This window comes from Kitasatospora sp. NPDC024654 (assembly GCF_055559155.1).
In genome coordinates this window covers 173,262-182,630 of sequence record NZ_JBVHLF010000009.1, presented here as the reverse complement: position 1 = coordinate 182,630, position 9,369 = coordinate 173,262, and the positions used below count along the sequence as shown (strand labels likewise).

9 protein-coding genes are annotated in these 9,369 nt (G+C 72.1%); 3 read left to right on the top strand and 6 right to left on the bottom strand.

The annotated features are described in order from the left end of the window. Window positions 1-190, top strand: a 190-nt coding sequence (locus tag ACZ38L_RS08710) for a hypothetical protein (RefSeq protein ID WP_465690589.1), incomplete at its 5' end; no start/stop codon positions are given. Between the two features lie 59 nt (window positions 191-249). On the opposite strand, the gene ACZ38L_RS08705 is transcribed toward ACZ38L_RS08710, so the two are convergent. The 5 genes from ACZ38L_RS08705 to ACZ38L_RS08685 all read right to left on the bottom strand — a co-directional run bounded on the left by ACZ38L_RS08705 (window position 250) and on the right by ACZ38L_RS08685 (window position 6,193). Further along, window positions 250-1,749, bottom strand: a complete 1,500-nt coding sequence (locus ACZ38L_RS08705; protein WP_465690587.1) for a penicillin-binding transpeptidase domain-containing protein — start codon at window positions 1,747-1,749, stop codon at window positions 250-252. Beyond that, window positions 1,749-3,128 (bottom strand): FtsW/RodA/SpoVE family cell cycle protein, encoded by a 1,380-nt coding sequence (locus ACZ38L_RS08700; protein ID WP_465690585.1) that lies wholly within the window; start codon window positions 3,126-3,128, stop codon window positions 1,749-1,751. The genes ACZ38L_RS08705 and ACZ38L_RS08700 overlap by 1 nt, the downstream gene beginning before the upstream one ends. Before the next feature lie 137 nt (window positions 3,129-3,265). Beyond that, on the bottom strand, window positions 3,266-3,766 hold the full coding sequence (locus ACZ38L_RS08695; RefSeq protein WP_465690583.1) for a MarR family winged helix-turn-helix transcriptional regulator: 501 nt from the start codon (window positions 3,764-3,766) through the stop codon (window positions 3,266-3,268). Between the two features lie 140 nt (window positions 3,767-3,906). Then, a complete protein-coding gene (locus ACZ38L_RS08690; RefSeq protein ID WP_465690581.1) occupies window positions 3,907-5,493 on the bottom strand; it encodes an MFS transporter in 1,587 nt (528 codons plus the stop codon). Between the two features lie 238 nt (window positions 5,494-5,731). Further along, on the bottom strand, window positions 5,732-6,193 hold the full coding sequence (locus tag ACZ38L_RS08685) for a hypothetical protein (RefSeq protein ID WP_465690579.1): 462 nt from the start codon (window positions 6,191-6,193) through the stop codon (window positions 5,732-5,734). A gap of 266 nt (window positions 6,194-6,459) precedes the next feature. On the opposite strand from ACZ38L_RS08685, the gene ACZ38L_RS08680 reads away from it, so the two are divergent. Beyond that, window positions 6,460-7,008, top strand: a complete 549-nt coding sequence (locus ACZ38L_RS08680) for a DUF6197 family protein (protein WP_465690577.1) — start codon at window positions 6,460-6,462, stop codon at window positions 7,006-7,008. Window positions 7,009-7,051: 43 nt separating this feature from the next. Here ACZ38L_RS08680 and ACZ38L_RS08675 read toward each other — a convergent pair whose 3' ends face one another. Beyond that, window positions 7,052-7,705 (bottom strand): ScbR family autoregulator-binding transcription factor, encoded by a 654-nt coding sequence (locus ACZ38L_RS08675; RefSeq protein ID WP_465690575.1) that lies wholly within the window; start codon window positions 7,703-7,705, stop codon window positions 7,052-7,054. A 237-nt stretch (window positions 7,706-7,942) separates the two neighbouring features. Here ACZ38L_RS08675 and ACZ38L_RS08670 point away from each other — a divergent pair, with 237 nt between their 5' ends. Further along, complete coding sequence (locus tag ACZ38L_RS08670) at window positions 7,943-9,139, top strand: phenylacetate--CoA ligase family protein (RefSeq protein ID WP_465690574.1); 1,197 nt, start codon at window positions 7,943-7,945, stop codon at window positions 9,137-9,139. Window positions 9,140-9,369 lie beyond the last annotated feature (230 nt).

The following is a 9,369-nucleotide window of genomic DNA, read 5'->3' as shown; positions in this document are numbered from 1 at the left end:
TGGCCTGTATCCGGACAACCGCCGGGTGCGGCCGACCGGCCGGATGATCCTTTACCACCTCGGCGAACTCACCCTGCGGATCGGCAACGTGACCGACCCGCCCACCGTCCAGATCACCCGAGGAGTCCAACTCCACCTCCTCGACCTCCTCGGCATCGAAGTCACACAAACCCGCTGGCCACAAACCTAAATCGGTGATCTGCGAAGTACGTGGCTAGGGGGAGCCGGCGATCCGTTCCGCCGCCGGTCTCAGCTCCCGTTCAGCACCGCCTGCATCACCGACTTGGCGATCGGCGCGGCCAGCGCCCCGCCCGTGACGTCGGTGGCGCTGCTGTCCGCGACCACCACCGCGACGGCCACCGGGGGCACCTGCGACGAGCCGGCCGGCTTCGCCCAGGAGATGAACCAGGCGTAGGGCGTACCGGAGTTGGCGATTCCGTGCTGGGCGGTACCGGTCTTGCCGCCGACCGTCGCGCCGCCGATCCGGGCGTTCCTACCGGTGCCGTTCTGCACCACATCGGTCATCAGCTGCTGGACCTGGCCGGCCACCTGGGGACTCATCGCCTGCTTGTAGACCTCGGGCTTCATCAGCTGGACCGTGCTGCCGTCCGACTTGGCCAGCTTGTCCACAAGCTGTGGATACATCACCGTCCCGTCGTTCGCCACACCCGCCGCGACCATCGCCATCACCAGCGGGGTGGCGGCGGTGTCGTACTGGCCGATCGAGGAGAGCGCGACCTGGGACTGGTTCATCTGCGTGTCGAAGTTGCTGCGCGCGGCGCGGACCGGGATGTCCAGCTTCGGGTCGTTGAAGCCGAAGTTCTGCGCCATCGCGACCATCTTGTCCAGGCCGGTCTGCGCGCCCAGGTAGCCCAGCACGCTGTTGCAGGAGAGCACCATCGCGGTGTCCAGCGAGATGCCGGTCCGGTCGCACGAGCTGGTGTCGTTGACCAACGGCGTGGTGGTGCCCGGCATGACGTACGGCGAGGGGGCGCCGGCGTCGCTGTCGATGTCGCTCACCGTGCCGTTGGCCAGCGCGGCCGCGGCGGTCACCACCTTGAAGGTCGAGCCGGGCGGATAGGTCTGCCGCAGCGCCCGGTTGAGCATCGGCTGGTCGCTGTCGGCCTGCAGCTTGTTCCAGGCGTTCTGGTCGGCGCTGCTGGAGCCGGCGAAGCTGCTCGGGTCGTAGGACGGGGTGCTGGCCAGCGCCAGGATCCGGCCGGTGCTCGGCTCGATCGCCGCCACCGCACCCTTCTGGTTGCCCAGCCCGGCCATCGCGGCCTGCTGGGCGGCCTTGTCGATGGTGGTGTAGACGTCGCCGCCGGGGTTCTGCTGGCGGGAGATCTCGTTCCACACCGCCCAGCCGGAGAGCCGGTTGTCGGTGCCGGAGAGGATGCCGTCCTCGGTGCCCTCCAGCTGGGTGTTCCCGTAGGTCTGCGAGGAGTAGCCGGTGACCGCCGCGTAGAGCGAGCCGTCGGGGTAGGTCCGTTTGTAGTCGTACTTGCCGCCGGTGGCCGTGGAACCGGTGATCGGGTCGGCGCCGACCAGGATGTTGCCGCGCGGCTGGGCGTAGCGCTCGATGGTGGTCCGCTGGTTGGCGACGTTGCTGTCGTACTCCTTGGCCTGGAACACCTGCACCCGGGTGGCCTGCACGGCCAGCAGCAGGAGCAGCACCAGGCAGAAGGTACCGGCCCGGCGGCCGGTGGTGGAGATGCCGTGTCGTACGCGCGGACTGGGCGGCTTGGCCATCAGGCCTCCTCGGTGGTCGGCGGACGGTGGTCGGTTTCGACGGGCGGGCGGCGGGCGATGTCGCTCATCCGGACCAGCAGCGCGACGATGATCCAGTTGGTGACCACCGAGGAGCCGCCCTGCGCGATGAACGGCAGGGTCAGGCCGGTGAGCGGGATCAGGTCGAGCACGCCGCCGGCGACCACGAAGACCTGGATCGCCACCAGCGCGGCCAGTCCGATCGCCAGCAGCCGGCCGAACGGATCGCGCAGCGCGATCCCGGTCCGGACGCCCCGGGAGACGAACAGCGCGTAGAGCAGGAAGAGCGCCAGCAGCCCGACCAGGCCCAGCTCCTCGCCGATGGTCGCCAGGATGAAGTCGGCCTTGGCGGCGAACCCGATCAGGATCGAGTGGCCGAGCCCGAGCCCGGTGCCCAGCACCCCGCCCCAGGCGAAGGCGAACAGCGACTGGGCGATCTGGTTGGGCCCCTGTCCGGCCGCGATGCTGCCGAGCGGGTGCAGCCAGTCCACCACCCGGGCGTGCACGTGCGGCGAGAGCCAACCGACGGCCACCGCGGCGACCGAGGCCAGCAGCAGCCCGATGGTGATCCAGCCGCTGCGGGCGGTCGCGACGTAGAGCATCACCACGAACAGGCCGAAGAAGAGCAGCGAGGTGCCGAGGTCGGTCTCCAGGACCAGCACGCCGACGAAGGCGGCCCAGATCAGCAGCACCGGGCCGATCACCCGGCCGCGCGGCAGCTCCCAGCGCCAGATCCGCCGGCCGGTCAGCGCCAGCGACTCCCTGTGCACGGCGAGGTAGGCGGCGAAGAATACGGCCAGCAGGATCTTGGCGAACTCGCCCGGCTGCAACGAGTACCCGCCGATGGTGATCCAGATCCGCGCGCCGTAGACCGGCGGGAAGAAGGCCGGCAGGATCAGCAGCACCAGCGCGGCCAGCGCCCCGACGTAGGCGTAGCGCTGCAGCAGCTTGTGGTCGGGCAGGACCAGCAGCACCGCGATGCAGAGCGCGACCCCGAGCGTCGACCAGAGCAGCTGGGTCGGCGCGGCCTCGCTGCCGGGGGTGGCCCGGTCCAGGCGGTAGATGATCACCAGTCCGATCCCGTTGAGCAGGATCGCGATCGGCAGCAGCAACGGGTCGGCGTACCGGGCCCTCCAGCGGATCACGCCGTGCGCCAGCAGGGCGAGCACGCCGAGCGCCGCACCGTACTCGACCGCGTCGGCCGGCACCTTGCCGTCGAGGTTGACACCGACCTCGACGTAGCCGAAGACCGCGACCAGGACCGCACCCAGCACCAGCAGCAGCTCGGTGTTCCGGCCGGTTCTCTTCCTCCCGGTCGGCGGGACGGTGGACGGGGCTGCGCTGGCGGACGGTGTGGCCATGGGGTGGCGGCCCGTTCTGTCGGCTACAGAGGTGCCGCCGATTGTACCTTAATGTCCTATTTATGCATCCTTTATGGCACTCTTTCAGCCGAGTGCGGCCCCACTGATGCGTCGTCGAACCACCCGCCCCGGGTGGCTCAGACGCAGATCGAGCTGGGCCAGCGATGGGCCATCAGCAGTGCCAGCGCCCCGTGCAGCTGGTCCCGCTGGGAGCCCGTCAGCTCGGCGAAGAAGGCGCGCTCGGCCTCGGTCGCCACCGCCTCGGCCTCGGCCAGCGCCTGCCGGCCCGGCTCGGTGAGCACCAGGATGTAGCGGCGGCGGTCGGCCGGGTTGCGCCGTCGCTCGACCCGGCCGGCCCGCTCCAGCTCGTCGATCAGCGCGACCATGGTGGTCGGGTCGAGGTTGAGCACCCGGCTGAGGTCCTGCTGGGAGAGTTCCGGACCACCGGCCAGCGCCGCCAGCGCCAGGAAGGTCCGCAGCCGGAAGCCGGCGGCGACCAGCGCCCGGTCGACCTCTTCCTCGATGAGCTTGCCGGCCTTGTGCAGCAGCATCCCGGTACGGCCGGCCAGCGGGAAGTCCGGCCGCGGGGTGCCCGACGGCGGCGCGGCGACAGTGTTCTCAGGGCTCTTGCGGGCCATCGGGGATCTCCCATCGATCGGGAGTCCGGGGTTCCAGGCCGGTACTGCCGCGGTCCCACTGAACTCTTCGGAAATCTACCATCGGCGATTTCAACGCTCAATGAGTGCGACGGCCCGGCGCCCACCGGGCCGTCGGGCGCTCAGTGGCCGCCGTGCTCGGCGCCGGCCAGCGCGCTCTCGTGCAGGTCCCGGGTGCGGATGAAGGCGAAGCCGACCAGCGCGCCGACCGCCGCCACCGCACCGCAGCCGACCAGCACGTCGGTCAGTCCGTGCACGAAGGCCGCCCGGGCCGCCACCCGGACCGGGCCGGCCAGTGCGGCGGGCAGGGTCCGGGCGAGCTGCTCCCCCGCGCCCGCCGCGACCGCCGTCCCGGCCTGCCTCGCCTGCGCCCCCAGCTGCGCGCCGGCGGCGGAGTGCACGAAGGAGTCCGTCACCCGGTGCTGGAACAGCGCGCCGAAGCCGGCGATCCCGATCGCGATGCCGACCTGCTGAAACGTTTCGCCGATACCGGCCGCCATGCCCGCCTTCGCCGGCTCGGCCACCCCGATCGCCAGCGAGGCGCGCGGCGGGTTGAACATCCCCATCCCGAGCCCCATCAGCGCCATGCTGGGCAGCAGCGCGGTCCACGAGCTGTCCGGGTGCACCAGGGTGACCAGGAAGAGCCCGGCCGCCATCAGCGCGACCGCGGCGCCGACCAGCAGCCGCTGCGGCACCCTGACCGTCAGACCGCCGGTGACCGCCGCCGCGACGAACAGGGTCAGGGTCAGCGGCAGGAAGCGCAGCCCGGTGGCGAGCGGCGAGTAGCCGAGCACGTTCTGCATGTAGGAGACCTGCAGGAAGATCGCCGACATCCCGGCCGCGTTGCCCAGCAGGGTGGTCACCGAGATCCCGTTGAAGGTGACGTTGCGGAACAGCCCGAGGTCGAGCATCGCCCGCTCGCCCAGCCGGCGCTCGACCAGCACGAAGGTGGCCAGCAGCACCACGGATGCGGCGAACATCGCGATGATCGGGGCACTGGTCCAGCCCTCCGCCTCGCCCCGCAGGAAGCCCAGCACCAGCAGGGTCAGCGCGGCGGAGAAGACCAGCAGGCCGGCCCAGTCCACCCGGTGCGCCGCCGGGTCACGCGACTCGGCGATCCGCAGCGTGCCGAGCGCCATCGCGAGGATCCCGATCGGCACGTTCACCAGGAAGATCCACCGCCAGCCGATCCCGTCGGTGAGCGCGCCGCCGATCAGCGGCCCGAACGCGATCGCCAGGCCGGAGACCCCGCCGAAGACGCCGAACGCCAGGCCGCGGTCCTTGCCCCGGAACTCCTGGCCGATCAACGCCGGACCGACCGCGAAAAGGATGGCCGCACCGATCCCCTGCGCCCCGCGGGCGAGGTTGAGCGCGCCGATGCCCTGGGCCGCGCCGCAGGCCAGCGAGGCGGCGGTGAAGACGGCGAAGCCCGCGATGTAGACCCGCTTGCGACCGAGCCGGTCGGCGAGCGAGCCACCGGTGAGCAGGAACGCGGCCAGGGTCAGCGCGTAGGCGTCGAGCACCCACTGCAGGTCCGAGAAGTCGGCGTGCAGCGAGGTGCGCAGGTCGGGCAGCGCGACGTTCACCACCGTCAGGTCGAGCATCAGCATGAAGGTGGCGATCGAGACGATGCCGAGCGTCCACCAGCGGCCGGCCGGCACGGCGGCGGGGGTGGACTCGGGGGCGGCGACGGCCGCGGCGGTGGACATGACGAACCCCTCAGGAGTCGATGAGAGAACTAATCGTTGGAATCTCGATGATTAAAGAAGCTAGCGATCAGAGTTTTCAACTGTCAAGGAACGGACGACGTACGAACGATGGACGGCCCGCACCCGGGCACGCCGAAGGGCCGTCGATCACTGATCGACGGCCCCATGGAGAACTACCGGCCCCGGCCCGGGCGCCCGCCGCCCCCGCCGCGGCCCGCCCACTACTCGGCGGCCGGCCTCAACTCGCCTTGGCGGAAGCCCGGTTCGCCGCGACCCAGTCCGCGTCGTCCTGCCAGGCGTAGAAGTCGGTGCCCGCCAGCAGCCCGTGGTAGAGCCCACAGCTCACCGTCGCCCGGGCGCCCGCCCCCGCCGGGAACCAGGCGGCGGTCAGCCTGGCCTCCCCGCCCCGCGCCCCCGCCGTGCACTCCGCGGGCAGCCGGCCGTCGGGAAGCTTGGCGCGCAGCAACCGGTCGCCGCCGGTGGTGGACATCCGGTAGTGGACCTCCGTCGCGTTGTCCGGCAGCCAGCGCGGCACCGAGGTGCGGGCCCCCTTCGCCTCGGCGCCGTTGGCGTAACTGGCCTCCTGGACATACCGGTTGGCCGTCCAGTCGCCCACCTTGGGCAGCAGCGCGAAGCACAGCGCCGCCACCCCGAGGACGGTCACGGTGGCCACCCCGACGGTCGAGGCTTTGATCGACATGGGCTTCCCTTCGCACGGCCGCCCGCCGGTGCGCGAGCCTGACCTCCATCCTCCGCGCCGGGCACGTGTCGCGCGTCGCCCCGCGGCACGAAGCCGGCGTACCCCCGCAGACCGAGCCGCCCCGGCGCGTCACCAGCCATCCGGCGGGTGTCCCTCTCCCGCCGCCGTTCCCCGGCCGACACGGCCGCCGCCGTCGCGCCGTTCGAACAGCGCCCGGGTTATCACAGAACCAGTACGAACCCAGACATAAAGGAAGCCCTTCTCCCATGGCCACTCTCACCCCCGTCGCCGCGCCCACCCCCGCGTTCCCGCTCGACGGCCCACTGCTCGTCGCCGAGATCGAGGCCTACCTCTCCTCATTCCCCCGATCGGCCGCACCCCCGCCGCGCTCCACCGTCCGGGTCTGCCCGCTCGGCAGCACCCTGCAGCCCTGGCACGCGGGCCACCCCGACCCGCACCACAGCCTGCTCGACCGGCTGCTCCGGCGGCCCGCCCGTCCCGTCCCGGTCAGCGCCGCCGAACACCTGCGGCTGACCTCCCGCTACCTCACCCAGCACGGCTGGCTGCAGGGCGCCCTCTGGGACCGGTCCGGCCGGGTCTGCCTGCTCGGCGCCCAGGCCGCCGTGCTGGCCCACGGCTACGGCACCGAGCACACCGTGCGCACCGCGCGCACCCAGGTCATGGAGGTCCTGCACGCCACCGGCCGGCCCGCCACCTCCCCGGACGAGTACAACGACCGCCCCACCACCCGCCAGTCCGACATCCACCGGCTGCTCGACCAGGCCGCCACCCGCGCCCGCACCCTCGCCCTCTGAGGGCGCGACCCACCGGGACCTCGGCCGCCGGGACCGCGGTGACTCAGGGCAGCCGGACCCGGGCGCGCTGCTCCGGGGAGACCACCTGCGGCAACAGCATGCTCCAGATCCGCGAGAGCCACTCCCGCGGACCCTCCACGATCGTGCCGGCCTGCCCGGTGGCGGCCAGCACCCGCTGACTGCGGACCAACGCGTCCACGCCGGTGGTCACCGTCCAGGCCAGCGCGGTCACGGTCCGGGCGCAGGTGCCGGGGAGCACACTGCGGTCGGCCTCGGCACGCAGGTAGGCGTTCCAGAGCAGTTCCAGCCAGCAGAGGTAGCAGTCGACGGCCGGGTCCTGCGGCGTCTCGTACTCGCGCGCCAGGCGGGCGCCCGCGCGGATCACCGGGTCGGTGTGCAGCAGTTCGGCCAGCAGTTCGGTCATGTCGATCAGCGTCTGCAACGCGGGCACCTCGGGGCGGTGCAGCACCGACAGCCGCGCCCGACTCTCGACACAGGCCAACTTCTGCACAGCACTGGCGAGTTCGCCCTTGCTGGCGAAGTGGAAGGAGAGCGCCCCCTTGGTGACCCCGGCCGATTCGCAGATGGCGGCCAGCGAGGCCCGCTCGTAGCCGACCTGGTCGAACATGGTGGCCGCGGCCAGCATCAGGGACCTGCGCGTCTGCTCAGCCCGCTCCTGCTTCAACTGCTTCGGCATGGATCACCTCTGTCGAGTGTGTGGGCAGTCAGCGTCAGGATCAGGCTAGAAACAAACCTGGCGGTATGTCAAATGAGCCAAGACGGGCAGGCAAACCGGCGTTGTCGCCGCCATGAACCAAGAACTGCCGGAAACGCCGAGGACGTTCACCTCAGCACTCGATTGACAAACCGTCCATCTGGTTTGCTATCTTCCTGACATGATGCGGACTCTAAGGGGGAGTTCATGAGTGCCGTCGTGCCTGAGCACCGAGAGCAGTTGATGGACGCGGAGCAGCCTCCGGCGGCGGCCGATCGCATCGCGACGGACCCGTTGCGCCGGGCCCTGGCCCGGGCGTCCCGCTTCCCGTCACTGCGCCACAAGTACGCCGAGCAGCTGCGCAGCACGGCGACCCCCACCCTGGGCCGACTGCCGGTGCTGACCCGAGCCGAACTCGTCCGGGCGGTCGCCGAGTCGGGCCGGGTCCGGCCGGGGACCCAGGGCGCCAACCTCTACGCGGCGGGCGGCTCGGTGGCCGCGCCGTGGCTGGTCGCGGCGCACGGCGACGACACCGCCGCCGAGGCGCTCGGCAGCTGGCGGCCGCTGCGCCGCGGCGAGGTGCTGGCGAACCTCTACCCGGCCGGCCGGCTGCAGTGGGCCCACTACTTCTACAACGCGCTGGCGGCCCGGTCGGGCGCCACCGTGCTGCCGTTCGGACGGCTCGGTGACGACGAGCTCATGCAGTGGCTCGACTTCTTCCGGGACCAGCGGGTCACCGCCCTGGCCGCCCCGCCGGAGGCCCTCGACCGGATCCTGTACGGCTGCGCCGCCACCGGCCGCCCACTCGACTGGCTGCGCAAGGTGCTGTGGCACGGCGGCGGACAGGACCTCGCCCAGCTGATCGCCGAGCGGCTGCCGGAGGTGGAGCTGTGGACCTGCTACGCCTCGGCCGAGGCGGGCGTGATCGGCCACGCCGGACCGGAGTGCCAGCCGCAGACCTTCCACCCGCTGCCGGGGCGGCAGTTGGAGGTGACGGCCGACGGAATGATCCTGGTGACCGTGCTGGACGAGGAGCTGGCGCTGCCCCTGCTGCGCTACCGCACCGGGGACTTCGGCACCACCGTGCGCTGCTCCTGCGGCCGCCCGGAACCCGCGGTACGGGTCTTCCGGGACGCCGCCAGGGTGGGCGTCACGATGCACGGGCAGCCCGTGTGCCCGGACGAACTGGCCGAACTGGCCGAGGAGCTCGAGGAGGTGGCGGCCGCCGAGGTGGTGCTGACGGGGGCCGGGGTCGAGCCGGAGCGGATCCGGCTGCGGGTCTCGCTGCGACCGGGCGTGCCGGCCGACGACTACACCCGCGAGTGGGTCCGCCACCACGTGCTGAGTCGGCACCTGGTGCTGGGCGGCCTGGCCGCCGAGGGCGCCGAGGCCTTCGAGGTCGTCGTCACGGGCTGATCCCGTGCGGAACGCCCACGACGCCGCCGGCGCCACCAGGCGCGCCGGCGGCGTCCGTCCGTCAGGACCGCGGGGGGGGGGGGGGGGGGGCCCCCCCGCCGGGGTGGGGGGGGGGGGGGGGCCCCCCCCCCCCCCCCCCCCCCCTCCCTCCCCCCCACCCCAAAACCCCCCCCCCCCCCCCCCCTCCCCCCCACCCCCCCCCCCCCCCTTTTTTTCCCCCACTCCCCCCC

Coding starts and splice junctions, on each gene's coding strand:
- ACZ38L_RS08705 (WP_465690587.1), bottom strand. CDS start 1,749: ATGGCCAAGCCGCCCAGTCCGCGCGTACGACACGGCATCTCCACCACC.
- ACZ38L_RS08700 (WP_465690585.1), bottom strand. CDS start 3,128: ATGGCCACACCGTCCGCCAGCGCAGCCCCGTCCACCGTCCCGCCGACC.
- ACZ38L_RS08695 (WP_465690583.1), bottom strand. CDS start 3,766: ATGGCCCGCAAGAGCCCTGAGAACACTGTCGCCGCGCCGCCGTCGGGC.
- ACZ38L_RS08690 (WP_465690581.1), bottom strand. CDS start 5,493: ATGTCCACCGCCGCGGCCGTCGCCGCCCCCGAGTCCACCCCCGCCGCC.
- ACZ38L_RS08685 (WP_465690579.1), bottom strand. CDS start 6,193: ATGTCGATCAAAGCCTCGACCGTCGGGGTGGCCACCGTGACCGTCCTC.
- ACZ38L_RS08680 (WP_465690577.1), top strand. CDS start 6,460: ATGGCCACTCTCACCCCCGTCGCCGCGCCCACCCCCGCGTTCCCGCTC.
- ACZ38L_RS08675 (WP_465690575.1), bottom strand. CDS start 7,705: ATGCCGAAGCAGTTGAAGCAGGAGCGGGCTGAGCAGACGCGCAGGTCC.